Origin of the sequence: Serratia sp. CY82433 (assembly GCF_052166535.1) — a bacterium.
GTDB classification, from domain to species: domain Bacteria; phylum Pseudomonadota; class Gammaproteobacteria; order Enterobacterales; family Enterobacteriaceae; genus Serratia; species Serratia sarumanii.
In genome coordinates this window covers 57,454-82,517 of record NZ_JBJNOR010000002.1, presented here as the reverse complement: position 1 = coordinate 82,517, position 25,064 = coordinate 57,454, and the positions used below count along the sequence as shown (strand labels likewise).

Annotated in this window: 24 protein-coding genes; 17 read left to right on the top strand and 7 right to left on the bottom strand. The window is 60.6% G+C overall.

The genetic code is table 11. The annotated features are described in order from the left end of the window. Positions 1–329: 329 nt before the first annotated feature. The 3 genes from cysJ (at position 330) to ACJ8PI_RS13990 (ending at position 4,644) form a co-directional block, all read left to right on the top strand. A complete protein-coding gene (cysJ, locus tag ACJ8PI_RS14000; protein WP_060430870.1) occupies positions 330–2,132 on the top strand; it encodes an NADPH-dependent assimilatory sulfite reductase flavoprotein subunit in 1,803 nt (600 codons plus the stop codon). Next, positions 2,132–3,847: an assimilatory sulfite reductase (NADPH) hemoprotein subunit gene (cysI, locus tag ACJ8PI_RS13995; protein WP_060427205.1), complete on the top strand. Its 1,716-nt coding sequence runs from the start codon at positions 2,132–2,134 to the stop codon at positions 3,845–3,847. Before cysJ ends, cysI begins: the two co-directional genes overlap by 1 nt. 62 nt (positions 3,848–3,909) lie before the next feature. After that, complete coding sequence (locus tag ACJ8PI_RS13990) at positions 3,910–4,644, top strand: phosphoadenylyl-sulfate reductase (protein ID WP_016929052.1); 735 nt, start codon at positions 3,910–3,912, stop codon at positions 4,642–4,644. Positions 4,645–4,699: 55 nt separating this feature from the next. On the opposite strand, the gene ACJ8PI_RS13985 is transcribed toward ACJ8PI_RS13990, so the two are convergent. Beyond that, on the bottom strand, positions 4,700–5,770 hold the full coding sequence (locus ACJ8PI_RS13985) for an aminopeptidase (protein ID WP_049196060.1): 1,071 nt from the start codon (positions 5,768–5,770) through the stop codon (positions 4,700–4,702). A gap of 261 nt (positions 5,771–6,031) precedes the next feature. Between ACJ8PI_RS13985 and cysG the strand changes: the two genes are divergently transcribed. The 5 genes from cysG (at position 6,032) to ACJ8PI_RS13960 (ending at position 10,871) form a co-directional block, all read left to right on the top strand. Further along, positions 6,032–7,462 (top strand): siroheme synthase CysG, encoded by a 1,431-nt coding sequence (gene cysG / locus ACJ8PI_RS13980; RefSeq protein ID WP_060422416.1) that lies wholly within the window; start codon positions 6,032–6,034, stop codon positions 7,460–7,462. A gap of 22 nt (positions 7,463–7,484) precedes the next feature. After that, the gene (gene cysD / locus ACJ8PI_RS13975) at positions 7,485–8,393 is read left to right on the top strand and encodes a sulfate adenylyltransferase subunit CysD (protein WP_004932620.1); all 909 of its coding nucleotides are present in this window, start codon (positions 7,485–7,487) and stop codon (positions 8,391–8,393) included. 11 nt (positions 8,394–8,404) lie between these two features. Further along, positions 8,405–9,832, top strand: a complete 1,428-nt coding sequence (gene cysN, locus ACJ8PI_RS13970) for a sulfate adenylyltransferase subunit CysN (protein WP_442528120.1) — start codon at positions 8,405–8,407, stop codon at positions 9,830–9,832. Then, a complete protein-coding gene (cysC, locus tag ACJ8PI_RS13965) occupies positions 9,771–10,460 on the top strand; it encodes an adenylyl-sulfate kinase (protein ID WP_077791443.1) in 690 nt (229 codons plus the stop codon). The genes cysN and cysC overlap by 62 nt, the downstream gene beginning before the upstream one ends. Positions 10,461–10,544: 84 nt before the next feature. Then, positions 10,545–10,871: a DUF3561 family protein gene (locus ACJ8PI_RS13960; protein WP_004932611.1), complete on the top strand. Its 327-nt coding sequence runs from the start codon at positions 10,545–10,547 to the stop codon at positions 10,869–10,871. A gap of 52 nt (positions 10,872–10,923) precedes the next feature. On the opposite strand, the gene ACJ8PI_RS13955 is transcribed toward ACJ8PI_RS13960, so the two are convergent. From ACJ8PI_RS13955 to ACJ8PI_RS13945, 3 genes are all read right to left on the bottom strand, one after another. After that, positions 10,924–11,646: an amino acid ABC transporter ATP-binding protein gene (locus ACJ8PI_RS13955; protein ID WP_039568894.1), complete on the bottom strand. Its 723-nt coding sequence runs from the start codon at positions 11,644–11,646 to the stop codon at positions 10,924–10,926. After that, complete coding sequence (locus ACJ8PI_RS13950; protein WP_086556831.1) at positions 11,630–12,397, bottom strand: amino acid ABC transporter permease; 768 nt, start codon at positions 12,395–12,397, stop codon at positions 11,630–11,632. Before ACJ8PI_RS13950 ends, ACJ8PI_RS13955 begins: the two co-directional genes overlap by 17 nt. Positions 12,398–12,577: 180 nt before the next feature. Further along, on the bottom strand, positions 12,578–13,348 hold the full coding sequence (locus ACJ8PI_RS13945) for a basic amino acid ABC transporter substrate-binding protein (RefSeq protein WP_033637160.1): 771 nt from the start codon (positions 13,346–13,348) through the stop codon (positions 12,578–12,580). Positions 13,349–13,751: 403 nt separating this feature from the next. Here ACJ8PI_RS13945 and ftsB point away from each other — a divergent pair, with 403 nt between their 5' ends. The 8 genes from ftsB to rpoS all read left to right on the top strand — a co-directional run bounded on the left by ftsB (position 13,752) and on the right by rpoS (position 20,057). Next, positions 13,752–14,072, top strand: a complete 321-nt coding sequence (gene ftsB / locus ACJ8PI_RS13940) for a cell division protein FtsB (protein WP_016929043.1) — start codon at positions 13,752–13,754, stop codon at positions 14,070–14,072. A gap of 3 nt (positions 14,073–14,075) precedes the next feature. Beyond that, entirely contained in the window at positions 14,076–14,783 is a 708-nt protein-coding gene (gene ispD / locus ACJ8PI_RS13935; RefSeq protein ID WP_033649254.1) for a 2-C-methyl-D-erythritol 4-phosphate cytidylyltransferase, read from the top strand. A gap of 10 nt (positions 14,784–14,793) precedes the next feature. Beyond that, positions 14,794–15,267 (top strand): 2-C-methyl-D-erythritol 2,4-cyclodiphosphate synthase, encoded by a 474-nt coding sequence (gene ispF / locus ACJ8PI_RS13930; protein ID WP_004932594.1) that lies wholly within the window; start codon positions 14,794–14,796, stop codon positions 15,265–15,267. Positions 15,268–15,271: 4 nt separating this feature from the next. Further along, complete coding sequence (gene truD, locus ACJ8PI_RS13925) at positions 15,272–16,318, top strand: tRNA pseudouridine(13) synthase TruD (protein WP_033649256.1); 1,047 nt, start codon at positions 15,272–15,274, stop codon at positions 16,316–16,318. Continuing rightward, positions 16,299–17,060 (top strand): 5'/3'-nucleotidase SurE, encoded by a 762-nt coding sequence (gene surE, locus ACJ8PI_RS13920; RefSeq protein ID WP_033637163.1) that lies wholly within the window; start codon positions 16,299–16,301, stop codon positions 17,058–17,060. Before truD ends, surE begins: the two co-directional genes overlap by 20 nt. Then, positions 17,054–17,680 carry a protein-L-isoaspartate(D-aspartate) O-methyltransferase gene (locus ACJ8PI_RS13915; RefSeq protein ID WP_033637164.1) on the top strand — a complete coding sequence of 209 codons (627 nt, stop codon included), beginning with the start codon at positions 17,054–17,056 and terminating at the stop codon, positions 17,678–17,680. The genes surE and ACJ8PI_RS13915 overlap by 7 nt, the downstream gene beginning before the upstream one ends. A 325-nt stretch (positions 17,681–18,005) precedes the next feature. After that, entirely contained in the window at positions 18,006–19,004 is a 999-nt protein-coding gene (gene nlpD, locus ACJ8PI_RS13910; protein WP_033652940.1) for a murein hydrolase activator NlpD, read from the top strand. Positions 19,005–19,058: 54 nt separating this feature from the next. Then, positions 19,059–20,057, top strand: coding sequence for an RNA polymerase sigma factor RpoS (gene rpoS / locus ACJ8PI_RS13905; RefSeq protein WP_004932578.1), 999 nt, complete (start codon positions 19,059–19,061; stop codon positions 20,055–20,057). 80 nt (positions 20,058–20,137) lie between these two features. Here the strand turns inward: rpoS and mutS are convergent, their stop codons facing one another. Beyond that, a complete protein-coding gene (gene mutS, locus ACJ8PI_RS13900) occupies positions 20,138–22,693 on the bottom strand; it encodes a DNA mismatch repair protein MutS (protein WP_041037851.1) in 2,556 nt (851 codons plus the stop codon). A gap of 392 nt (positions 22,694–23,085) precedes the next feature. Between mutS and ACJ8PI_RS13895 the strand changes: the two genes are divergently transcribed. After that, the gene (locus ACJ8PI_RS13895; protein ID WP_162846236.1) at positions 23,086–23,253 is read left to right on the top strand and encodes a hypothetical protein; all 168 of its coding nucleotides are present in this window, start codon (positions 23,086–23,088) and stop codon (positions 23,251–23,253) included. Here ACJ8PI_RS13895 and ACJ8PI_RS13890 read toward each other — a convergent pair. Both ACJ8PI_RS13890 and ACJ8PI_RS13885 read right to left on the bottom strand, forming a co-directional pair. Beyond that, positions 23,250–23,867, bottom strand: coding sequence for a Fic/DOC family protein (locus ACJ8PI_RS13890; protein ID WP_060439082.1), 618 nt, complete (start codon positions 23,865–23,867; stop codon positions 23,250–23,252). The two genes, ACJ8PI_RS13895 and ACJ8PI_RS13890, sit on opposite strands and share 4 nt — an antisense overlap. Positions 23,868–24,063: 196 nt before the next feature. Next, positions 24,064–25,056 (bottom strand): Vgb family protein, encoded by a 993-nt coding sequence (locus ACJ8PI_RS13885; protein ID WP_239509789.1) that lies wholly within the window; start codon positions 25,054–25,056, stop codon positions 24,064–24,066. Between the last annotated feature and the right edge of the window lie 8 nt (positions 25,057–25,064).

Below are 25,064 nucleotides of genomic sequence, written 5' to 3'. Positions count from 1 at the left end.
ACTTTTTTTGTTTGGTGTTTGCGGCACCTATCGGCTGGGGTAATGAGCCGAAATGTTGAACGGTGAAAAAACGATGAAAAAAAGCGCTTTAATTTCATCTGGATAAAAAACTTTGTTTAACGGTTTAAGCGTTATCTCTTACCGGAAAAACAGCTTAGTCATTTTGGTTATGATTTATTGCTATCCCTTATTTAATCGTTGCTATTCTGCTCGGTAACCTTACAAACTCTCCTGATCTTTTCCGCACACCCGACGCAGCGAAGAGACAGCGACTGACACTGGCGCGCGCCTGGCAGGAAAGGCGCTAAGTATAGGAAATAAGTACAGCAATGACGACTCAGGCTCCTCCAACATCTTTGCTCCCGCTGACGCCCGAACAGCTGGCGCGCTTGCAGGCGACGATCGGCGACTATTCGCCGACGCAGCTGGCGTGGCTGTCCGGCTATTTTTGGGGCATGGTCAATCAACAGCCCGGAGCCGTGGCCATTGCGCCTGTCGCCCCTGCGGCTGCCGCCGGCATCACCATCATTTCCGCTTCGCAGACCGGCAATGCGCGCCGCCTGGCGGAGCAGCTGCGCGACGATCTGCTGGCCGCCAATCTGAGCGCCACGCTGATCAGCGCCGGCGACTACAAGTTCAAGCAGATAGCTCAAGAGCGCCTGCTGGTGATCGTCGCCTCTACGCAGGGGGAAGGCGAGCCGGCGGAAGAAGCGGTGGCGCTGCATAAATTCCTGTTCTCGAAGAAGGCGCCGAAGCTGAATGACACCGCTTTTGCGGTGTTCGGGCTGGGTGACACCTCTTATGAGAATTTCTGCCAGTCTGGTAAGGATTTCGACGGCAAGCTGGCCGAGCTGGGGGCCGAGCGCCTGGTGGAGCGCGTGGACGCCGACGTGGAGTACCAGGAACTGGCCGTCGCCTGGCGTAAACAGGTGGTGTCGGTGCTGAAGGCGCGCGCGCCGGCGGAAAGCGCCGCACCGGGCGTGTTGGCCAGCGGTGCGGTCGATCTGATCGACAGCAGCCCGTACAGCAAGGAACAACCGCTTACCGCCCAGCTTGCGGTCAATCAGAAAATTACCGGCCGCGCGTCGGATAAAGACGTGCGCCATATCGAAATCGATCTGGGCGACTCCGGCCTGCGCTATCAGCCGGGCGATGCGCTCGGCGTATGGTTCGACAACGATCCGGCGCTGGTGGACGAACTGGTGCAGCTGTTGTGGCTGAAAGGCGACGAGCCGGTCGAGGTGGAAGGGCAAACCCTGCCGCTGGCGCAGGCGCTGCGCAGCCATTTCGAGCTGACGCAGAACACCACGCCGATCGTCGATAAATACGCCGCGCTGTCGCGCGACGAAACGCTGATCGGCCTGCTGGCGGATAAAGTCGCGCTGCAGCAGTACGCGCACAACACGCCGATCGTCGACATGGTGCGTCAGGCGCCGGCGGATCTGAGCGCCGAACAGCTGGTCGGCCTGCTGCGCCCGCTGACGCCGCGTCTGTACTCCATCGCCTCTTCGCAGGCGGAGAACGAAAGCGAAGTCCACATCACCGTGGGCGTGGTGCGTTACGACATCGACGGGCGCGCCCGCAGCGGCGGCGCCTCCGGCTTCCTGGCGGATCGCCTGGAGGAAGACGGCGACGTGCGGGTGTTTATCGAACACAACGACAACTTCCGCCTGCCGGCCAACCCGGAAACGCCGGTGATCATGATTGGCCCGGGCACCGGCATCGCGCCGTTCCGCGCCTTTATGCAGCAGCGCGACGCCGACGGCGCCGGCGGCAAAAACTGGCTGTTCTTCGGCAACCCGCACTTCACCGAAGATTTCCTGTATCAGGTCGAATGGCAGCGCTACGTGAAAGACGGCCTGCTGACCCGCATCGATCTGGCCTGGTCCCGCGACCAGCAACATAAAATATACGTACAAGACAAACTGCGCGAACAGGGCGCGGAAGTGTGGCGCTGGATTCAGGAAGGCGCGCACATTTACGTCTGCGGCGATGCCAATCGCATGGCGAAAGACGTGGAAAACACATTACTGGAACTGGTGGCCGAGCACGGTGGCATGGATACCGAGCAGGCGGATGAATTTTTAAGTGAGCTGCGCCTTGAGCGCCGTTATCAGCGAGATGTTTACTGATGAGTGATAAACACCCCGGGCCTTTGGTAGTCGAAGGCAAACTGGCCGATGCGGAGCGCATGAAGAAGGAGAGCAACTTCCTGCGCGGCACCATCGCCGAAGATTTGAACGACGGCCTGACCGGCGGCTTCAACGGCGACAACTTCCTGCTGATCCGTTTCCACGGCATGTACCAGCAGGATGACCGCGACATTCGCGCCGAACGTGCCGAGCAGAAGCTGGAGCCGCGCCACGCCATGATGCTGCGCTGCCGCCTGCCGGGCGGCATCATCAGCCCGCAGCAGTGGCTGGGCATCGACAAGTTCGCGCAGGAGAGCACGCTGTACGGCAGCATTCGCATCACCAACCGCCAGACGTTCCAGTTTCACGGCATTCTGAAAGGCAACGTCAAACCGGTGCACCAGCTGCTGAACCGCCTGGGGCTGGACGCGTTGGCGACCGCCAACGACGTCAACCGCAACGTGCTGTGCACCTCCAACCCGGTGGAATCCGAGCTGCATCAGGAAGCCTACGAGTGGGCGAAGAAGATCTCCGAACACCTGCTGCCGCGCACCCGCGCCTACGCTGAGGTGTGGCTGGATCAGGAGAAGGTGGCCACCACCGACGAAGAGCCGATTCTGGGGCCGACCTACCTGCCGCGCAAATTCAAAACCACGGTGGTGATCCCGCCGCAGAACGACGTCGATCTGCACGCCAACGACATGAACTTCGTGGCGATCGCCGAAAACGGCAAGCTGGTAGGCTTCAACCTGCTGGTGGGCGGCGGGCTGTCCATCGAACACGGCAACAAGAAGACCTACGCGCGGCAGGCCAGCGAATTCGGCTACATTCCGCTCGAGCATACGCTGGCGGTGGCGGAAGCGGTGGTGACCACGCAGCGCGACTGGGGCAACCGCACCGATCGCAAGAACGCCAAAACCAAATACACGCTGGAGCGCGTCGGGGTGGACGTTTTCCGCGCCGAAGTGGAAAAGCGCGCCGGTATCACCTTCGCGCCGATCCGGCCGTATGAATTCACCGGCCGCGGCGATCGCATCGGTTGGGTGAAGGGCATCGACGATCAATGGCACCTGACGCTGTTTATCGAGAACGGCCGCCTGCTGGACTATCCGGGGCGCCCGCTGAAGACCGGTATGGCGGAGATCGCCAAGATCCATAAAGGCGACTTCCGTCTGACGGCGAACCAAAACGTGATCATCGCCGGCGTGCCGGAAAGCGAGAAGGCGAAGATCGAAGCCCTGGCGCGCGATCATGGCCTGATCGACGACGAGATCAGTGAGCAACGCAAGAACTCGATGGCCTGCGTATCGTTCCCGACCTGCCCGTTGGCGATGGCGGAGGCCGAGCGCTTCCTGCCGCAGTTCGTCACCAAGGTGGAAGGGATCATGCATCGGCACGGGGTGGGTGACGAGCATATCGTGCTGCGCATCACCGGCTGCCCAAACGGCTGCGGCCGCGCGCTGTTGGCGGAGCTGGGGCTGGTGGGCAAGGCGGTCGGCCGCTATAACCTGCATTTGGGCGGCAACCGCGAAGGCACGCGCATTCCGCGCATGTACCGCGAGAACATCAACGAAGACGAGATCCTGAGCGAGATCGACCTGTTGGTGGGGCGCTGGGCGAAGGAGCGCAACGCCGGCGAAGGCTTCGGCGACTTCACCATCCGCGCGGGCATCGTCAAACCGGTGCTGGATCCGGCGCGAGATTTCTGGGAGTGAGGCCGGGCGGCCCCTGGGGCAGAGGGGCCGCACAGGTAATTTCAAGTAGCAGGAGAGACAACATGGCTGAATTCGATCTGGCGGCGCTGAACGCGTTGCCCAAATCCGGGCAGGCGCTGGCATTGGCGGTGGTCAACGGCCAACTGGAGACCCTCAGCGCCGAACAGCGCGTTGCATGGGCGCTGGAGCATCTGCCCGGCGAGTTCGTACTCTCGTCCAGTTTCGGCATTCAGGCGGCGGTATGCCTGCACCTGGTGACGCGCATCCGGCCGGATATCCCGGTGATCCTGACCGACACCGGTTACCTGTTCCCGGAAACCTACCGCTTTATCGATCAACTGACCGACCAGCTGAAGCTGAATCTGCAGGTGTTCCGCGCCGAACAGTCTCCCGCCTGGCAAGAGGCGCGCTACGGCAAACTGTGGGAGCAGGGCGTGGAAGGGATTGAGAAGTACAACCAGATCAACAAGGTCGAGCCGATGAACCGCGCGCTGGAGACGCTGGGGGCGCAGAGCTGGTTCGCCGGCCTGCGGCGCGAGCAGTCCGGCAGCCGCGCCAATCTGCCGGTGCTGGCGGTGCAGCGCGGGGTGTTCAAGATCCTGCCGATCATCGACTGGGACAACCGCAAGATTTACCAGTACCTGACCGAACATGGGCTGAGCTATCACCCGCTGTGGGAGCAGGGCTACCTGTCGGTAGGCGATACCCACACCACCCAGAAGTGGGAGCCGGGCATGAGCGAGGAAGAGACGCGTTTCTTCGGCCTGAAGCGCGAGTGCGGCCTGCACGAAGGCTAAACGGCGCGATCAACATGACGGGGCTCAGCAATGCTGGGCCCTGTTTTTTTGCGGGCTACTTTTTCTTCTGTGCTTTCGGTGGGTGCGCCTGCGCCAGCTCTTTGATCAGCGGTAGCAGGATCTGCACGCTTTCGCGGCTGCGTTTGTCGATCCGCCCCGGCAGATAGCGATCCAGATACTGCAGGTTGTCGTACTGCGGGCGGTGCCAGGTGATGCCCTGCGGGAAGTGCGGGCTGACGGCGCGCTGCTGGTAGCCGTCCTTGTCGCCCAGCGACCAGTTGGTGGCCTCCACCGACAGCACCGGGATGCCTGCGGCGTCGAACACCTCTTGATCGGAGCAGCAGCCGGTGCCCTTCGGATGCTGGGCGCTGCCCGGATTGCTGGCGGCGGCGATGCCGTAGCGGTGGGCGATATCCAGCGCGCGATCGCGGGAGCGTTTCGCCATTTGCGGCGGCGTGTTGCGCCCGGCGTTGAAGTACAGACGATCGCCGGTGATCAGGCTGTCGAGGTTGATCACCAGCACGGTGTTGCTTTTCTCTTCCGCACTCATGCGTTGCAGGTAGTTCTGTGCGCCCAGCGAGCCGAGCTCTTCGGCACTGGTGGCGACGAAGCGCAGGCCGTAGGCGGTGGGGATGCTCTTCAGTCGCTCCGCCAACTCCAGCATCACGCCGATGCCGGAGGCGTTGTCGTCGACGCCCTGCAGCGTCAGGCCGCCGAGGTTGTTATCCAGGTCTTCGTCGCTCTGCGGCGTGTAGGTGTCGAAGTGGGCGACAATCACTATTTGTTTCGGGCTGTCGCCGTTGCGGGCGGCGATCACCGAGCTGGCGGTGACGTTGTTCCAATTCTTCTTGCCGTCTTTGCTGGTGTAGAGATAGCGCGTGTTGACGCTGCGAATATCGCTTTGATAACCCATCTTGCTGAACTGCTGCTTCAGGTAGTCGGCGGTGAGCAATTCGGCCGGGCTGCCCGCCATGCGGCCGGGGAAGTAAGTGGCGATGTGGCGGGTCTGTTCGGCGGCGAAACGGCCCATTGGCGCGTCTTTTGCGGGCTGTGCGGCACAAACGCTGAAGACGCCGCCGAGTGCGAGGGCCAGCAGGCTGGTCTTCAGGTAAAAACGGGAAAACATACCGAAAAATCCTTCTTTGCTATCGGCGCTGCCGATCATTTTTCTTCGGCACCCAGTATGAGACGCCGGGCGGCATTACACAATTTCCCCGTCTCTTAATTTTCGCGCGAATGCGCAAACCGTCGCCGCAGTTATCACCGTTTGCCTCTGGCGTTGCGGCCTATATTCCATAAAGGAACTAATCATTCCTTTTCGTCATTTCAGAGGCTAAATCTCAGCCCGTATAGTCACACTATCTTTCTGTTATATGAAAAGGCTGTTGTGGACTATCTACCAATATTCGCCGATCTGAAACAACGTCCGGTGCTGGTCGTTGGCGGCGGTGACGTGGCTGCGCGCAAAGTCGATCTGCTTCAGCGCGCCGGGGCTGAAATACGGATAGTTGCGCAGTCGCTCTCACCGGAACTGGAACAACAACGTCAGCAAGGGCAACTGCTCTGGCTGGGGAAAACCTTTGACCCGCAACAGCTGGACGACGTGTTTCTGGCGATCGCCGCCACGGACGACAACGCGCTGAATGCCGCGGTGTTCGCCGAGGCGGATAAACGCCGGGTGTTGGCCAACGTGGTGGACGATCAGCCGCGCTGTTCGTTCATCTTCCCGTCGATCATCGATCGCTCGCCGCTGGTGGTGGCGGTGTCGTCCAGCGGCCAGGCGCCGGTGCTGGCGCGGTTGCTGCGCGAAAAGCTGGAGGCGTTGCTGCCCGCCAGTTTGGGGCAGATGGCGCAGGTGGCGGGCCGCTGGCGCGGCCAGGCCAAACAGCGGCTGGCCTCGATCGGCGAACGTCGTCGTTTCTGGGAGAAAACCTTCGGCGGCCGTTTCGCCACGCTGGTGGCCAACGGCCAGACGGCGCAGGCGGAGCGGCAGCTGGAGCAGGATTTGCAAAGCTTCGCCGCAGGCGATGAAGGCGTGCAGGGCGAGATAGCCCTGGTGGGCGCCGGGCCAGGCGACGTGGGGCTGTTGACCCTGCGCGGGCTGCAGGTGATGCAGCAGGCGGACGTGGTGCTGTATGACCACCTGGTCAGCGGCGAGATCCTCGATCTGGTGCGCCGCGACGCCGAGCGCATCTGCGTGGGCAAGCGCGCCGGCGCGCACTCGGTGATCCAGGAAGAGACCAACCGGCTGCTGGTGGAGCTGGCGCAGCAGGGCAAACGCGTGGTGCGCCTGAAGGGCGGGGATCCGTTCATCTTTGGCCGCGGCGGCGAAGAGCTGCAGGTGGCCGCCGCCGCCGGCATTCCGTTTCAGGTGGTGCCGGGCGTCACGGCCGCCGCGGGGGCGACCGCCTACGCCGGCATTCCGCTGACGCACCGCGACCACGCGCAGAGCGTGACCTTTATCACCGGCCACTGCCGCCCCGACGGCGATGGCCTGGACTGGGCCGATCTGGCCCGGGCGCGGCAGACGCTGGCTATCTACATGGGCACCATGAAGGCGGCGGACATCAGCCAACGCCTGATCGCCCACGGCCGCGCTGCCGATACGCCGGTGGCGGTGATCAGCCGCGGCACGCGCGCCGATCAGCAGGTGCAGATCGGCACGCTGGATCAACTGGAACATCTGGCCCAACGGGCGCCGCTGCCGGCGCTGTTGGTGATTGGCGAAGTGGTGGAACTGCACCATCAAATCGCCTGGTTCGGGCATCAATCGCAGACGGAAGGGGCCGCGCGCCCGGCCGTCGTGAATTTGGCATAGGCAAGGCTTTTAAGGATCTGTTATGGACGAAAAACGACTCACTCATTTGCGGCAATTGGAGGCGGAGAGTATCCATATCATCCGTGAAGTCGCCGCTGAATTCGCCAACCCGGTGATGCTGTATTCCATCGGTAAAGACTCTTCCGTGATGCTGCATCTGGCGCGCAAGGCGTTCTTCCCCGGTACGTTGCCGTTCCCGCTGCTGCACGTCGATACCGGCTGGAAGTTCCGCGAAATGTACGAATTCCGCGATCGCACCGCGAAGGAGTACGGCTTCGAGCTGCTGGTGCATAAAAACCCGGAAGGGGTGGCGATGGGCATCAACCCGTTCGTGCACGGCAGCGCCAAGCATACCGACATCATGAAGACCGAGGGCCTGAAGCAGGCGTTGAACAAGTATGGTTTCGACGCCGCCTTCGGCGGTGCGCGACGCGACGAGGAGAAATCGCGCGCCAAAGAGCGCATCTATTCGTTCCGCGATCGCTTCCACCGCTGGGATCCGAAAAACCAGCGGCCGGAGCTGTGGCACAACTACAACGGCCAGATCAACAAAGGGGAGAGCATCCGCGTCTTCCCGCTGTCGAACTGGACCGAGCTGGATATCTGGCAGTACATCTTCCTGGAAAAGATCGACATCGTGCCGCTGTACCTGGCGAAACCTCGCCCGGTGGTGGAGCGCGACGGCATGCTGATGATGGTGGACGACGATCGCATCGATCTGCAGCCGGGTGAAGTGATCAGCCAGCGCATGGTGCGTTTCCGCACCCTGGGGTGCTGGCCGCTGACCGGCGCGGTGGACTCGCAGGCGCAAACCCTGCCGGAGATCATCGAAGAGATGCTGGTCTCCACCACCAGTGAACGCCAGGGGCGGATGATCGATCGCGATCAGTCCGGCTCGATGGAGCTGAAAAAGCGTCAAGGGTATTTCTAAGGAGCCGCCGGATGAACAACGCAATCGCACAACAAATAGCCGACCAGGGCGGCGTCGAATCCTATCTGCACGCGCAGCAGCACAAGAGCCTGCTGCGCTTTCTGACCTGCGGCAGCGTCGATGACGGCAAAAGCACCCTGATTGGCCGCCTGCTGCACGATACCCGCCAGATCTACGAGGATCAGCTGTCGACGCTGCACAGCGACAGCAAACGCATCGGCACCCAGGGCGAGAAGCTCGATCTGGCGCTGCTGGTGGACGGCCTGCAGGCCGAGCGCGAGCAGGGCATCACCATCGACGTGGCCTATCGCTATTTCTCGACTGAAAAACGCAAATTTATCATCGCCGATACCCCGGGGCATGAGCAGTACACCCGCAACATGGCCACCGGTGCCTCCACCTGCGAGCTGGCGATCCTGTTGATCGACGCGCGCAAAGGGGTATTGGACCAGACTCGCCGCCACAGCTTTATCGCGACCCTGCTGGGCATTCGCCATCTGGTGGTGGCGGTGAACAAGATGGATCTGGTGGACTACCAGGAAGCGGTGTTCGAGCAGTTCAAACAGGATTACCTGACCTTCGCCCAGCAGCTGCCAGGCGATCTGGACATCAAATTCGTGCCGCTGTCGGCGCTGGACGGCGACAACGTGGCGAGCGAAAGCGCCCATATGCCGTGGTACAGCGGCCCGACGCTGCTGGAAGTGCTGGAGAGCGTGGACGTGGTCAGCGAGCGAGAAAACCAGCCGCTGCGCTTCCCGGTGCAGTACGTCAACCGCCCGAACCTCGATTTTCGCGGCTATGCCGGCACGCTGTCCGCCGGCGTGGTGCGGGTGGGGCAACGGGTCAAGGTGCTGCCTTCCGGCGTGGAGTCCAGCGTGGCGCGCATCGTGACCTTCGACGGCGATCTGCAAGAGGCGGTGCCGGGCGAGGCGATTACGCTGGTGCTGAAGGATGAGGTGGACATCAGCCGCGGCGATCTGCTGGTCGACGCCGGCGAAAGCCTGCAGGCGGCGCAGAGCGCGCTGGTGGACGTGGTATGGATGGCCGAGCAGCCGCTGGTGCCGGGCCAGAGCTACGACATCAAGATCGCCGGTAAAAAGACCCGCGCCCGCGTGGAGAGCATCCGCCATCAGGTGGAGATCAATACGCTGGCGCAACACCCGGCAGACACGTTGCCGCTTAACGGCATCGGCCTGGTGGAGCTGACCTTCGACGAGCCGCTGGTGCTGGACAGCTATCAGAGCAATCACGACACCGGCGGGCTGATCTTCATCGATCGCATGAGCAACGTCACGGTGGGCGCCGGTCTGGTGCGTGAAACGCTGCAGGCCACCCCGGCGGCGCACGGCGAGTTCAGCGCTTTCGAGCTGGAGTTGAATGCGCTGGTGCGCAAGCACTTCCCGCACTGGGGCGCACGCGATCTGCTCGGTGGCCGATAAGGTGGCCGCTGAACTGAGGGCGACCGGGCCGGACGATGAGAACGTGGTTTGGCATCCGCACGCGGTGACGCGCGCGGATCGCGAAGCGCGCAATGGCCATCGCGGCGCGGTGCTGTGGTTTACCGGGCTGTCCGGCTCGGGCAAATCCACCGTCGCCGGCGCGCTGGAGCAGGCTCTGCATGGGCTCGGCGTCAGCACCTATCTGCTGGACGGCGATAACGTGCGCCACGGCCTGTGCCGCGATCTCGGCTTCTCGGACGAAGATCGGCGCGAGAATATCCGCCGGGTGGGGGAAGTGGCCAAACTGATGGTGGATGCCGGGCTGGTGGTGCTGACCGCGTTCATTTCGCCGCACCGCGCCGAGCGGCAGATGGTGCGCGAGATGCTCGGCGACGATCGCTTTATCGAAGTGTTCGTCGACACGCCGTTGGCGATCTGCGAGGCGCGCGATCCGAAGGGATTGTATAAAAAAGCGCGCGCCGGCGAGCTGCGCAATTTCACCGGCATCGACGCGGTTTACGAGGCGCCGCAGCAGCCGGAAATCCACCTCGATGGCCAACAATTGGTAACAAATTTGATTGCGCAATTGTTAGACGTGTTGCGTGGTCAGGCTATTATCAAACCCTGAATTCAAAAAAAGCGTGTGGCGTTTTTCGCCATGCGCTTTTTACTCTAAGCCGCCGCAGAGCGAGCCGAATAACCAGGGATCACTATGCAAAATGTCACGCCTATCTTGATCGACTCCAAGCAGTCAAAACAGGAGAGAGAGGAGCCTTCTTATTCTTTCCTGGGCGGCGTCAGCGGCTTTGTTTTCTACTGGCTGGCGTTCGCGTTGCCGTTTCTGGTTTACGGTTCCAACACGCTGTTTTTCCTGCTTTATACCTGGCCGTTCTTCCTGGCGCTGATGCCGCTGTCGGTGCTGATCGGCATCACCCTCAGCATGCTGTTGCGCGGCCGTCTGATCCTGACGCTGTTGCTGACCGGCGCCATCGTGCTGTGCCTGTTCTGGCTGGTGTTTAGCTTCTTGACCGGGTGGTGAGAGAGCGGGCGCCGATGCCGGCGCCCGAAGGATTGCAAAGCGGTGCCGAAGGTTACAAAACTTTGCTCAGAAACGCCTGTGTGCGCGGATTGGCCGGATGGCTGAAGATCTGCTGCGGCGCACCTTCCTCCTGAATGATCCCCTGATCGATAAACAGCACCCGATCGGCCACCTCGCGGGCAAAGCCCATCTCATGCGTGACCACCACCATGGTCATGCCCTCGTGGGCCAGGGACTTCATCACCGCCAACACTTCGCCCACCAGCTCCGGATCGAGCGCGGAGGTGGGTTCGTCGAACAGCATGATCTTCGGCTCCATCGCCAGCGCGCGGGCGATGGCCACCCGCTGCTGTTGGCCGCCGGACAGGCTGTTGGGGTAGGCGTCTATCTTGTCGAGCAGGCCGACCTTGCGCAGCAGCTGTTCGGCTTGCGCGATGGCTTCGGCGCGCGGCCGTTTCTTCACGCTCACCGGCGCCATGATGATGTTTTCCAACACCGTCATGTGCGGGAACAGGTTGAAGCGCTGGAACACCATGCCCACGCTTTCACGCATCTTGTTCAGGTCGGTTTTCTGATCGTGGACGGCGAAGCCGTTGACCTCGATCTCGCCGCCGGAGAGCGTTTCCAGCGCGTTGATGCAGCGCAGGAAGGTGCTCTTCCCGGAGCCGGAAGGGCCGATGACGCATACCACTTCGTTGGCGGCGATCCGGCAGGAAATGCCGCGCAGCACGTGGCTCTCGCCGAACTGTTTTTGCAGGTTATGTACGCGAATCACTTTTACCGAACCTCTTTTCCATGTGTTGCACCAGCAGCGAGAGCAGGAAGGTGATGACCCAATAGACCAGCGAAATGGTCAGGTAGGGCTCCCAGTAGGTGGCGTAGGCACCGGAGACGGTGCGGGCGGCATAGGCCAGATCCGCCAGGCCGATGGCGGAGGCCAGCGACGAATCCTTGACGATGGCGATGGCGTTGTTGCCCAGCGGCGGCAGCATGCGGCGGAAGGCCTGCGGCAGGATCACCTGGCGCATGGTCTTGCCGTAGCTCATGCCCAGCGAACGCGAAGCTTCCATTTGGCCGCGGTCGATAGACTGGATCCCGGCGCGGAAGATTTCCGACACATAGGCGCCGGCGTTGAGCGTGATCGCCACCACGCAGGAGAGAAAGGCGCCGTAGTCGGCGCGCAGCGCGCGGGCGAAATCGACGCTCATCAGGCCGCTGGTGACCAGCAGGCCGTCGCGCGGGTTGATGAACAGCGGCACCAGCGCGAAGTGCACGACCATGATTTGTACGAACAGCGGCGTGCCGCGAAAGGCGCTGATGTAGATGCGCACCGGCCACTGAACGCCGTAATGCAGTATGGGTTTCCAGATGCCGTGCGGCGCCTGCGCCAAACGGCCCAGCCCGAGGATCAATCCCCAGGTGGTGCCCAGCAGCACGCAGATAATGGTGCATTTGATGGTCATCCAGGCGCCTTCCATAAACAGCGGCGCGTATTCCTGGATAATCTCCCAGCGGAAGTTCAAGATCAGATCCTTATTTAAGCGTGTTAAGGCTACTGCGCGTTGTCATCTTGGGATTGGGCAGTGCTCGCCATCCTCATGGACTGCGTGTCCACTCCGGTGGCTGTGCGCTGGCCGCACCCAATCTGACTTAGCTCGCTACGCCTGTTTATTTGCTGGCCGACTGCGCTGAGGCGCGCCAGTTGATTATTCCGCCGGCAGCGTCGGTACGTTGCTGTCGAACCAGGTTTGGTAGATCTTGGCGTAGGTGCCGTCGGCGACGATCTTCTTCAGGCCGGCGTTAATCTTGTTACGCAGTTCGTCGTTGCCTTTGGCGACGGCGATGCCGAAATACTGGCGCTCGAACTTGGCGTCGGACACCAGCTTGAAGGCCTTCTCAGGGTGGGTTTTGATATAGAACTTGGCCACGCCGACGTCGCCGACCGCCGCGCCGATGCCGTCTTCATACAGCTCCTGCAGCATCAGCGGCGTATTGTCGAAGCGCTTGATGGCGGTGCTGTTTTTGCCCAGCACATCGGACACCACGATGTCGCCGGTGCTGGAGTTCACCACGCCGACCTTCAGCGCTTTCAGCGCGGCGATGGAATCGACCGTCGAGTCTTGCGGCACGACGATGGCCTGTTCGGCCGGGAAATAAGGCGCAGAGAAATCAACCATTTGCTTGCGCTTGTCGGTGATGGTGATGCCGGAAATGATGATATCGCGATCGCCGGAATTCAGCGTGGCGAAGATCCCTTCCCACGGCGTATTGATCAGTTTGATTTGGAAGCCTTCGGCCTTGGCCACCGCTTTGATGATGTCGATGTCGAACCCTTCCAGCTGTTTTTGGCTGTTTTCAAATTCGAACGGCCGATAGGTGCCGCCGGAGCCGACGACGTAGGTAGGTTCAGCCGCCAACGCGGCGGTGGAGAAGGTGGCGGCCAGGCAGGCGCCGATCAGAACTAAACGTTTTAACATCGCGATCCCCGATAATGAAAGGTTATACATTGGAATTATTTATGCACTAGTAGTGCATAAAAATAAGCTTCAATGAATGAAAGTGCAACCACTGCATGAGGATTATTCTTTCTATGGTGGTAAATATTCATTTTTTGCATTGCTGTGGCGTAAGCGATGGGCCGGTAAGCGGCGGTGCAGTGATTCTTGCTGCATAATGGAGGAAGGGCAGTGTGTCTCTCATCGGAAAACGCGCCGCGCGCGTCGGGTAAAAGGGGCTTTTTTTGCCGCTTTCGCCGCGGATTTGGGTTATAAACTCGGGAACCCTTCATCCGTATTCTGAATTTGGCGTTGAAATGCCGCTCTCAGTGTGGAGTCCAACGAGAAGTTGTGGGATGATTGGTCGGTTTTTCAGGGGGCGGAGATGGGAAAACTTACGCTGCTATTGCTGGCATTGCTCGGTTGGTTACAGTATTCACTGTGGCTGGGCAAAAATGGTATTCACGATTACGTGCGGGTCAATGAAGACGTTGCGGTCCAGCAGGGCAACAACGCCAAGTTGAAAGCGCGTAACGATCAGCTGTTTGCCGAAATCGACGATTTGAACGGCGGACAGGAAGCGATCGAAGAGCGTGCGCGTAATGAGCTGGGCATGATCAAGCCCGGTGAGACTTTCTATCGTCTGGTTCCTGACCAATCCAGACGCAACGCGGCGTCTTCCTCGCAAAACAACGCACAAAAATAACGCATGAATCACTCCGCAGGCACCTTTCCCTCGGTGATTGCCGTCCTGCCCGCTGCCGGTATCGGCAGCCGCATGCAGGCGGAATGCCCGAAGCAATATTTAACTATCGGCCGGCATAGTATCGTCGAACACGCCATCCATGCCCTGTTGCGCCACCCGCGCATCGAGCGGGTGATCGTGGCGATCGGCCCCGAAGATCGCCAGTTCGAACAGTTGCCGATCGCCCAGGATCCGCGGGTGATCGTCACCGAGGGCGGCAAGCAGCGCGCGGATTCGGTGATGGCCGGGCTGAATCTGGCGGGCGATGCGGACTGGGTGCTGGTGCACGACGCCGCGCGCCCCTGCCTGCACGCCGACGATCTCGAGCGCCTGCTGGCGATTACCGCACACAGCAAGGTCGGCGGCATTCTCGCCGCGCCGGTGCGCGACACCATGAAACGCGCCGAACCCGGCCGCGAAACCATCGCCCATACCGTCGATCGGCAGGATCTGTGGCACGCGCTGACGCCGCAGCTGTTTCCGCTGCCGTTGCTCAAGCAGTGCCTGCAGCGCGCGCTGGATGAAGGCGCGAACGTCACCGACGAAGCCTCGGCGCTGGAGCATTGCGGTTATCATCCGCTGCTGATCGCCGGCCGGGCGGACAACATTAAAGTAACGCGGCCGGAGGATTTGGCGCTGGCGGCGTTCTATTTGACTCAGTTAGACAATTAAGGAGCGCATCATGCGTATCGGTCACGGTTTTGACGTACATAAATTCGGCGGCGAAGGCCCGTTGGTGATCGGCGGTGTTCGCATCCCTTACGACAAAGGTTTGCTGGCCCACTCCGACGGTGACGTCGCGCTGCACGCCGCGACCGATGCCCTGCTGGGCGCGGCGGCGCTGGGCGATATCGGCAAGCTGTTCCCCGATACCGATCCGGCGTTCAAAGGCGCCGACAGCCGCGAACTGCTGCGCGAAGCCTGGAAACGCATTCGCGCCAAGGGATACCGCCTCGGTAACCTCGATATCACCATTATCGCCCAGGCGCCGAAAATGGCGCCGCACATCCCGCAGATGCGCGTTTTCCTGGCGGAAGATCTGCAGTGCCATATGGATGACGTCAACGTGAAGGCCACTACCACCGAGCAGCTCGGCTTCACCGGGCGCGGTGAGGGCATCGCCTGCGAAGCGGTTGCCTTGCTGATCAAGGAATAACCGCATGGATATGGCGAATCTGACCTGGCTGCATGGCCGGCCGCAGAGCACCGGGGTGTTGAAAGCCAATCCGGAAGATTTCGTGGTGGTGGAAGATCTGGGCTTTGCACCGGACGGTGAAGGCGAGCACGTGCTGGTGAACATCCGCAAAAACGGCTGCAATACCCAGTTCGTGGCCGACTATCTGGCGCGCTTCGCCGGTATTCACGCCCGTTCCGTCAGCTATGCCGGCTTGAAGGATCGCCACGCGGTGACCGAACAGTGGTTCTGCCTGCATATGCCGGGCAAGGACACGCCGGATTTCTCCCGGTTTGCGCTGGAAGGCTGCGAGGTGCTCTCGTATGCCCGCCACCTGCGTAAAATGCGCATCGGCAACCTGAAGGGCAACCACTTTACGCTGGTGCTGCGCCAGATTTCAGATCGTCAGGACGTTGAGCGCCGTCTGCAGGCCATCGCCGCGCAGGGCGTGCCGAACTACTTCGGCAGCCAGCGTTTCGGCCGTGGCGGCAACAACCTGGTGATGGCGCGCCGCTGGGCGAATGATGAAATTCGCGTCAAAGAGCGCAGCAAGCGCAGTTTTTACCTCTCTGCCAGCCGCAGCGCGCTGTTTAATCTGGTCGCGAGCAGGCGCCTGGCGGACGGCCTGCAGCGCACCGTGCTGGAAGGTGACGCCCTGCAGCTGAGCGGCCGCGGCAGCTGGTTTGTCGCCAAAGCCGATGAGCTGGAGACGTTGCAACAGCGCTTGGATGCCGGTGAGCTGGTTGTCACCGCGACGTTGCCGGGCGACGGCGAGCCGGGCACCGCCGGCAGCGCGTTGGCATTTGAACAACAATGCTTGGCGGAGCAGCCGGAATTGCTTACGCTTTTAAAGCGCGAGCGTGTCGACCCCGCTCGTCGGGCCCTGCTGCTGCAGCCGCAAAATATGCGGTGGAGCTGGTGGGATGACGTTACCGTGGAACTGCGCTTCTGGCTGCCGGCAGGCAGCTTCGCCACCAGCGTGGTTCGCGAGATCATGCAGCAGGATGACAGCGATGCGGATATTGCTGAGTAACGATGACGGCGTCAGCGCTCCGGGCATTCAGGTGCTGGCGGCGGCACTGCGGGAATTCGCCGAAGTGCAGGTTGTGGCGCCGGATCGTAACCGCAGCGGCTCTTCCAATGCCTTAACGCTGGAGTCGCCGCTGCGCACGCAGACGCTGGCCAACGGGGATATTGCGGTGCTGCAGGGGACGCCGACCGACTGCGTTTACCTTGGCGTCAACGCCTTGATGCGCCCGGCGCCCGATATCGTGGTCTCCGGCATCAACGCCGGGCCGAATTTAGGCGACGACGTCATCTATTCCGGCACCGTCGCGGCGGCGATGGAGGGCCGGCACCTGGGGCTGCCGGCGTTGGCGGTGTCGCTGAACGGCCACCGGCACTACGCGACCGCCGCCGTCATTACCTGCCGCATCCTGCGCGCGCTGCAGCGCGAACCGTTGCGAACCGGAAAAATCCTGAATATCAACGTACCGGATCTGCCGCTGGCGGAGATCAAAGGCCTGCGCGTGACCCGCTGCGGCAGCCGCCATCCAGCCGACAAGGTCTTCTGCCAGCAGGATCCGCGCGGACAAAATATCTACTGGATCGGGCCGCCTGGTGATAAATTTGATGCCGGGCCGGATACCGACTTTGCGGCGGTGGAACAAGGCTATGTGGCGATAACGCCGCTGCAGGTGGATTTAACCGCCTACGCGGCGCAAGAAGTCGTGAAAACATGGTTAACCAAAGCAGAGGTTAGCGGGGAATGGTGAACAAGCGCATGCAAACATTGCTGACGCAGCTGCGGCAGCAGGGGATCCGGGACGAAAAGCTGCTGCGGGCGATCGAGGCGGTGCCGCGCGAGCGTTTTGTCGACGAAGCGCTGGATCATAAGGCCTACGAAAACACCGCATTGCCGATCGGCTCCGGCCAGACCATTTCCCAGCCTTATATGGTGGCGCGGATGACCGAACTGCTGAATCTGACGCCCACCTCGCGGGTGCTGGAGATCGGCACCGGTTCCGGCTATCAGACCGCCATTCTGGCGCATCTGGTGCAACACGTTTGTTCCGTCGAACGCATCAAGGGGTTGCAGTGGCAGGCCAAGCGCCGCCTGAAGCAGCTCGATCTCCACAATGTTTCCACCCGCCACGGCGATGGCTGGCAGGGCTGGGCGTCGCGCGGCCCGTTCGATGCGATCATCGTCACTGCCGCGCCGCCGGAGATCCCGCAGGCGCTGGTGGAACAGTTGGACGACGGCGGTATTCTGGTGTTGCCGGTGGGGGAGCAGGCTCAAACTCTCAAACGCATTCAGCGTCATGGCAACGAGTTCGTTGTCGATGCGGTAGAAGCGGTGCGCTTTGTGCCGCTGGTGAAAGGCGAATTGGCCTAGCGATCGTCTGATTTTTCGACCGTCGGCAAAATCTGTTGCACTTTCATCATGCCCGGATAAGGTTTTCTCGTTCCAATCAGGTTAATTTTCACTAGAATTGGCCTTTCTACGTAGTTGTCTTATGGTGCGGCAACGCCAATCTGGTTAGCATTGGCGCGCGTTTTGATGCTCCGGCGCGAGATGACCTGGCATTCAGGGATCGGCCGGCGGCGCCTTTACATCGCAGAAACTGGGAAGTGGCAAAAGCTCGGCTACGATGTAAAGGGTATTTTGGATATATCACTGATATTGCTGTCATGGGGGAAGCATGAGCACGGGAAGCCCAATGATTACGTTACGCCGGGTTGCGGTGTGTACGATGGTAAGTTTGTGGTTGGCGGGTTGTACGAACAATGCCTCAACGTCGGCCCCTATCAGCAGCGTGGGGGGCGGCGGCGCCGTTCCATCCGGCAATAATAATGGCGGGGCGCAGCAGGCCAGCCCAGAGGGCCGCATTGTCTATAACCGCAGTTATAACGCCATTCCTAAAGGGAGTTACAGCGGCGGCGAAACTTATACGGTCAAGCGCGGCGACACGCTGTTTTATATTGCCTGGATCACCGGCAACGATTTCCGCGACCTGGCGCAGCGCAACAATATTCCCGAGCCATACAGCCTGAATGTTGGCCAAACCATTCAGCTTGGTAATGGTTCCGCCAACGGCGGCGGCGGTATGTTGGCGACGACTGACGCGACCCAAGGCGGCGTTCCGAAGCCACCTTCCACCTCCCAGATCCAGACGGCAACGGTTGATTCTCAATCAACTAACGCGTATTCTGAAAACTCGGGTAAACAGAATGTAGGTAAGATGTTACCTGCAGCAGGGGCCGCAGCGGTTGGGACCGCGGCTGCGCCTGTTACCGCGCCGGAAGCCGCTCCACCAGTGAGCAGCACCGTCAGCAACAGCGCTCCGGTCAGTACCTGGAGATGGCCGACTGACGGTAAGGTTATTGATAACTTTTCCTCATCAGAAGGTGGGAATAAGGGTGTCGATATCGCCGGTTCCCGTGGGCAGCCGATCTTCGCTACCGCCGATGGCCGCGTAGTGTATGCAGGCAACGCTTTACGGGGTTACGGTAATCTAATCATCATCAAACATAATGATGATTACCTGAGCGCCTACGCTCATAACGACACAATGCTGGTCCGGGAACAACAAGAAGTGAAGGCGGGTCAAAAAATAGCCACCATGGGTAGCACCGGTACCAGTTCAGTACGTTTGCATTTTGAAATTCGTTACAAGGGGAAATCCGTAAACCCGCTGCGTTATCTTCCGCAGCGATAGATTGGGCAGAATACGCTGAGATTCTGCTCGCGGTATCACGGGTAGGAGCAGCATATGAGCCAAAATACGCTGAAAGTTAACGAGTTACATGATGATGCGGATTTCGACGAGAATGGAGCTGAGGCCGAGTCGTTTGATGAAAAAGCGCTGGTAGAAGAAGAGACCAGCGAGAACGATTTAGCGGAAGAAGAGCTGTTGTCTCAAGGCGTTACGCAACGCGTATTGGATGCGACGCAGCTCTATCTGGGTGAGATCGGTTATTCACCTCTGCTGACCGCAGAGGAAGAAGTCTATTTTGCGCGGCGTGCTCTGCGCGGTGACGTGCCGTCCCGCCGCCGCATGATTGAAAGCAACCTGCGGCTGGTGGTGAAAATCGCCCGCCGCTACAGCAACCGCGGTCTGGCACTGCTGGATTTGATCGAAGAGGGTAACCTCGGTCTGATTCGCGCAGTGGAAAAATTCGACCCGGAACGCGGTTTCCGCTTCTCCACTTACGCAACCTGGTGGATCCGTCAGACGATTGAACGGGCGATCATGAACCAAACCCGTACCATTCGTTTGCCTATCCATATCGTCAAAGAACTGAATGTCTATCTGCGCACCGCGCGCGAGCTTTCCCACAAGCTGGATCATGAACCGAGCGCTGAAGAGATTGCCGAGCAACTCGACAAGCCGGTGGATGACGTCAGCCGCATGCTGCGTCTGAATGAGCGCATCACCTCGGTGGATACGCCGCTGGGCGGGGATTCGGAGAAAGCGCTGCTGGACATTCTGGCCGACGAGAAGGACAACGGGCCTGAAGACACCACGCAAGACGACGATATGAAGCAAAGCATCGTCAAATGGCTGTTCGAACTGAACGCCAAACAGCGTGAAGTGTTGGCGCGTCGTTTCGGCCTGCTGGGCTATGAAGCGGCGACGCTGGAAGACGTAGGCCGGGAGATTGGCCTGACGCGCGAGCGCGTCCGTCAGATTCAGGTTGAAGGTCTGCGCCGTCTGCGTGAGATTCTGCAGATGCAGGGCCTGAGCATTGAGGCGCTGTTCCGCGAATAACGCCGGTTGTTGAACCGCATCAAATAAAAACGGTGAGCGTCATGCTCACCTTTTTTTTTATGCCCGCGTTTGGCGCCAGACTACACCATATTTTTCAGCCGGTAGATCCATTCCAGCGCCTGGCGCGGCGACAGGGAATCCGGATCCAGCGCTTCCAGGGCTTCAACCGCCGGCGAGGTTTCTTCCTGCAGCAGCGTCATCTGGGTGGCATCGACGCTGCCCGAGGCGGTGTGGCTGGAGATAGACTCCAGCTCGCGCAGCTTCTGGCGGGCGCGCTTGATGACGTCGCGCGGCACGCCGGCCAATGCGGCGACCGCCAGGCCATAGCTTTTGCTGGCGGCACCGTCCTGCACGCTGTGCATGAAGGCGATGGTATCGCCATGTTCGAGCGCGTCCAGATGCACGTTAACCACGCCTTCCATTTTCTCCGGCAGGGTCGTCAGCTCGAAGTAGTGGGTGGCGAACAGCGTCATCGCCTTGATGCGGTTGGCCAGGTTCTCGGCGCAGGCCCAGGCCAGCGACAGGCCGTCGTAGGTGGAGGTGCCGCGGCCGATTTCATCCATCAACACCAGACTGTGCTCGGTGGCGTTGTGCAGGATGTTGGCGGTTTCGGTCATCTCCACCATGAAGGTGGAGCGGCCGGAAGCCAGATCGTCCGCCGCGCCGACGCGGGTGAAGATGCGATCCACCGGGCCGATGGTGGCCTTGGTGGCCGGCACGTAACTGCCGATGTGCGCCATCAGCACGATCAGCGCCGTTTGCCGCATATAAGTGCTTTTACCGCCCATGTTCGGGCCGGTAATGATCAGCATACGGCGCTGTGGCGACAGGGTGAGCGGGTTGGAGATAAACGGCTCGCTCAGCACCTGCTCCACCACCGGGTGACGGCCTTCGGTAATGCGGATCCCCGGCTGCTCGCTCATGGCCGGGCAAGCGTAGTTCAGGGTATCGGCACGCTCGGCCAGGTTGGCCAGCACGTCCAGTTCGGCCAGTGCGGCGGCGCTTTGCTGCAGCTCCGCCAGGTGCGGCAGCAGCAGATCGAACAACTCGTCGTACAGGCTTTTCTCGATCGCCAGCGCCTTGCCCTTGGAGGTGAGCACTTTGTCTTCGTACTCTTTCAATTCCGGGATGATGTAGCGCTCGGCGTTTTTCAGCGTCTGACGGCGCACATAGTGGATCGGCACCAGGTGGCTTTGGCCGCGGCTGACCTGAATGTAGTAGCCGTGTACGCCGTTGAAGCCGACCTTGAGCGTATCCAGCCCCAGCTTTTCACGCTCGCGGATCTCCAGCCGATCGAGGTAATCGCTGGCGCCGTCGGCCAGTGCGCGCCACTCGTCCAGCTCACTGTTGTAACCGGGGGCGATCACGCCGCCGTCGCGCACCAGCACCGGTGGGGATTCAATGACCGCGCGTTCCAGCAGCTCGCGCAGCTCGTCGAACTGGCCCACCTGAGACAGCAGCTGCTGCACGTGCGGCGTTTCCACATCTTGCAGCAGCGCGCGGATGCCCGGCAGTTGCTGGAAAGCATGGCGCATGCGCGCCAGATCGCGCGGCCGGGCGGTGCGCAGCGCCAGACGCGCCAAAATTCGCTCCTGATCGCCCACCTGGCGCAGCGAAGGCTGCAGATCGGTGAACAGCTCCTGCAATGCGCCGATCGCCTGTTGGCGGGCGGTGAGAACCTTGATATCGCGGGTCGGCATGTGCAGCCAGCGTTTCAGCATGCGGCTGCCCATCGGCGTGACCGTGCGATCGAGGATCGCCGCCAGCGTGTTGTCGCTGCCGCCGGACAGGCTCTGCGTCAGTTCCAGGTTGCGGCGGGTGGCGGCGTCCATGATGATGCCGTCCTGCTGGCGCTCCATGGTGATGCCGCGAATGTGCGGCAGCGAAGTGCGCTGAGTATCTTTGACGTACTGCAGCAGGCAGCCGGCGGCGCGCAGCGCCTGGTGCGCCTGTTCGACGCCGAAACCAGTCAAATCGCGGGTGCCGAACTGCAGGTTGAGCTGCTGACGCGCGGTCTCAAGCTCGAATTCCCACAGCGGGCGGCGGCGCAGGCCGTGGCGCTGTTCGATCAGCGCCATTTGTTCGAAGGTTTCCGGGTAGAGCAGCTCGGCCGGATTGGTGCGCTGCAGCTCGGCGGCCATGGTTTCCAGATCCTGCGGCTCGGCGACGCGAAAGCGGCCGGAGCTCACGTCCAGCGTGGCGTAGCCGAAGCCGCGCGCGTCCTGCCAGATCGCCGCCAGCAGGTTGTCCTGGCGCTCTTGCAGCAGCGCTTCGTCGGTGATGGTGCCGGGCGTGACGATACGCACCACTTTGCGCTCGACCGGCCCTTTACTGGTGGCCGGATCGCCGATCTGCTCGCAGATGGCGACGGACTCGCCGAGCTGTACCAGCTTGGCCAGGTAGTTCTCTACCGCGTGGTGCGGCACGCCGGCCATCGGGATCGGTTCACCCGCCGAGGCGCCGCGTTTGGTCAGCGAGATATCCAGCAGCTGGGAAGCGCGCTTGGCGTCGTCGTAAAACAGCTCGTAGAAGTCGCCCATGCGGTAGAACAGCAGGATTTCAGGATGCTGGGCCTTGAGGCGCAGGTACTGCTGCATCATCGGCGTATGCGAATCGAGTTTATCGGTGCTATTCATGCGATTATTTTTCCAATCCATTGAATGTAAAGGGAACTGTGATTTTCATTGTCGTCATTCGCTATCACATTGTTTCAGCAGGCGCCGCCCCATTCAGCGCTTGGCGGGCGGCGCAAATCAAATCATCAAAACGCCAAACGGCGCGCTCAAACTCGAAGTTTGCACAGACGCTTATACTAGCCCAGCGGGCAATCGGCTGTCACAGGTAAAAATGGGAAGCGCTGCGCAAGGAGGAGTTGTAACGAAGCGAGATTGTCGTTCGCCTGCGGGCAACAACGCAAGTCGCCGCCCGCTGAGGCGGCGTGGAGTTTATTGCGCGGCGGTGAGGGGCATGAAGTTATGTACAATCCTTGATATAATCTCATCAATGAATTTTCTGATCGGGGGGCGTCATGAGTAATACTAAAAAAGTGCCGGTGGGTTATGTTAAGCCATCTCGTACGGACATTGCCCGCTCAGTGGCGACATCAACGGCGGTTGAAACAGGTCAACCTTCAGCCAGAATTGAAGCTTCTTTAGAAGAAGTGCGTAAAAAATTCGCTCATCTGCGCCTTGCCTAATACTTTCTTAGTGCTTGGTTGACCCAGTGTTTCATCGGCTCGTAGTTCATGTTCATACCCGAGTGAATAGCCGAGATATATTGGGCTCTGTTTTGTTCCCAGCTTTGATAATCCAACGGTTTATGCCCACCCTGAACCGCCATCACATCGGCCAGCAGCCGTGACAAACGGCCATTCCCTTCTCTAAAAGGGTGTATGAGTATCAGTTCAACATGGATTATCGCGATCGCTTCTATCAGCTGTTCTTCGCTCATGTCTGAGCAAGGTGTGTAACTTGCCAGGTATTTCACTTCGAAATCGTCCAGTAGTTTGGGCAATCGCGTCGAAGGGGCAAACATGAAGCCTCCTTTGCTGATATTGACGGTTCTTGCTTGTCCAGCCCACGCATAAATATTGCCTAACCAGCGGTGATGCCATCCCTTAAGCATCTCGACGGTGATTCTTCCTAATGGAAAGTGCTGTTCGAAAACGGAACGGTAGAGCTGCTCCAGCAACACCAACTCGGCGCCGTCGAGTTCGTCGCTATCGGTGATACCCAGCTTATTGGCTAGAACTTGCTCGCCGGATTCTTTCTCATATTGACCTTCGCTGCTGGAAATATGGTATCGGCTCATGAATACGCTCGATGATAATGAGGTGGGGGATAAGGCAAGTATAATCAGCGATGTGTAGTGGAACAATTTAATTAAAATCAGTTTGTTAAGTTAGAATTAATCATAGTTCTGATTAATACCATCGAAATAAATATTTTCAATTCATTGGATGTTAACGGCACAACGCAAGTCGCCGCCCGCTGAGGCGGCGTGGAGTTTATTGCGCGGCGGTGAGGGGCAGGGGCAGTTGATAGAGACGGAAGCTGTCGGGCACTTCGGATTCATGGCCGGGCAGCAGGCGGTGGCGAATGCGCGATTCGCTGACGAAGGCGCAGCCTTGTGGGGTGATAGTCAGATTGACCGGCGATTCCATGCCTTCGCGCAAGACCTCAATCCGGTGCATGCCTGCCGCCTTGGGAGACGGGATCCGCAGGATCCGCCCCTGGCCGCTCTGGATCCCGTTTTCCAGCACGATCAGCGCGCCGTCCGGTGCCAACCCCATCCCGTCCGGGTTTTCAATCAGGCGCGGCAGCTGCATTTCCGTCAGCTGCGGCTTTGGATCGTTATAGCGGAAGGTGTAGAGCTTACCGGTGCCGAAATTGGCGACAGCCAGCAGCCGGTCGTCGAGCAGCACGATCCCGGCGGCGCCCAGCCCGCTGGGCGCCGCTAAGCGTGGATCCTGATACAGCGTACTGAATGCCGCTTCGCCCGGCCGCAGGCGCAGGATGCCGCCGCCGCGGGTTTCCGTCACGTACACCGTACCGTCTGCGCCGAGCACGATATCGTTGCCCATTTCTCCCGCCGGCAGCGCCAGGCTGCGGTTGAGCGTGCCATCCGCGACGTTCAGCGCGTAGATGCGGTTGGCGCGCGTTTTGCCGCCGGAGAGGAAATCCGGCGAATTGCCCCACAGCAGCCCGCGCCGTTCGTCCAGCCGCAGCGCGTTTGAGGCGAACACCGTGTCAGCGCCGGGGAAAAAGGTTTCCCACGCTTTACCCGGCCGTTTGCGCAGCACGTTGCCGCTGGTGATCAGGCCGACATACAGCGTGCCGTCCGCCGCGCGGGCGATGCCGTTGGGGTAAAGCGCGCCGGGCGGCAGCGTCATACTGCTTTCCGTACAGTGTGCATCGACGGCGGCCTGCGCCGGCGTGCTGAGGGTGAGTGCAGTAGCGAGGGTGAATAACGCCGCTCGCGCGGTCACAGCGTATGCCATGTCTTTCT

What these genes read in the sequence shown, in the direction of transcription:
- ACJ8PI_RS13890 (WP_060439082.1), bottom strand. Translation starts at nt 23,867, where the DNA reads ATGAGCCGATACCATATTTCCAGCAGCGAAGGTCAATATGAGAAAGAA.
- ispF (WP_004932594.1), top strand. Translation starts at nt 14,794, where the DNA reads ATGCGTATCGGTCACGGTTTTGACGTACATAAATTCGGCGGCGAAGGC.
- mutS (WP_041037851.1), bottom strand. Translation starts at nt 22,693, where the DNA reads ATGAATAGCACCGATAAACTCGATTCGCATACGCCGATGATGCAGCAG.
- cysN (WP_442528120.1), top strand. Translation starts at nt 8,405, where the DNA reads ATGAACAACGCAATCGCACAACAAATAGCCGACCAGGGCGGCGTCGAA.
- cysI (WP_060427205.1), top strand. Translation starts at nt 2,132, where the DNA reads ATGAGTGATAAACACCCCGGGCCTTTGGTAGTCGAAGGCAAACTGGCC.
- nlpD (WP_033652940.1), top strand. Translation starts at nt 18,006, where the DNA reads ATGATTACGTTACGCCGGGTTGCGGTGTGTACGATGGTAAGTTTGTGG.
- ACJ8PI_RS13985 (WP_049196060.1), bottom strand. Translation starts at nt 5,770, where the DNA reads ATGTTTTCCCGTTTTTACCTGAAGACCAGCCTGCTGGCCCTCGCACTC.
- surE (WP_033637163.1), top strand. Translation starts at nt 16,299, where the DNA reads ATGCGGATATTGCTGAGTAACGATGACGGCGTCAGCGCTCCGGGCATT.
- cysC (WP_077791443.1), top strand. Translation starts at nt 9,771, where the DNA reads ATGCGCTGGTGCGCAAGCACTTCCCGCACTGGGGCGCACGCGATCTGC.
- ACJ8PI_RS13915 (WP_033637164.1), top strand. Translation starts at nt 17,054, where the DNA reads ATGGTGAACAAGCGCATGCAAACATTGCTGACGCAGCTGCGGCAGCAG.
- ftsB (WP_016929043.1), top strand. Translation starts at nt 13,752, where the DNA reads ATGGGAAAACTTACGCTGCTATTGCTGGCATTGCTCGGTTGGTTACAG.
- cysJ (WP_060430870.1), top strand. Translation starts at nt 330, where the DNA reads ATGACGACTCAGGCTCCTCCAACATCTTTGCTCCCGCTGACGCCCGAA.
- truD (WP_033649256.1), top strand. Translation starts at nt 15,272, where the DNA reads ATGGATATGGCGAATCTGACCTGGCTGCATGGCCGGCCGCAGAGCACC.
- ACJ8PI_RS13990 (WP_016929052.1), top strand. Translation starts at nt 3,910, where the DNA reads ATGGCTGAATTCGATCTGGCGGCGCTGAACGCGTTGCCCAAATCCGGG.
- rpoS (WP_004932578.1), top strand. Translation starts at nt 19,059, where the DNA reads ATGAGCCAAAATACGCTGAAAGTTAACGAGTTACATGATGATGCGGAT.
- cysD (WP_004932620.1), top strand. Translation starts at nt 7,485, where the DNA reads ATGGACGAAAAACGACTCACTCATTTGCGGCAATTGGAGGCGGAGAGT.
- ACJ8PI_RS13945 (WP_033637160.1), bottom strand. Translation starts at nt 13,348, where the DNA reads ATGTTAAAACGTTTAGTTCTGATCGGCGCCTGCCTGGCCGCCACCTTC.
- ispD (WP_033649254.1), top strand. Translation starts at nt 14,076, where the DNA reads ATGAATCACTCCGCAGGCACCTTTCCCTCGGTGATTGCCGTCCTGCCC.
- ACJ8PI_RS13895 (WP_162846236.1), top strand. Translation starts at nt 23,086, where the DNA reads ATGAGTAATACTAAAAAAGTGCCGGTGGGTTATGTTAAGCCATCTCGT.
- ACJ8PI_RS13885 (WP_239509789.1), bottom strand. Translation starts at nt 25,056, where the DNA reads ATGGCATACGCTGTGACCGCGCGAGCGGCGTTATTCACCCTCGCTACT.
- ACJ8PI_RS13960 (WP_004932611.1), top strand. Translation starts at nt 10,545, where the DNA reads ATGCAAAATGTCACGCCTATCTTGATCGACTCCAAGCAGTCAAAACAG.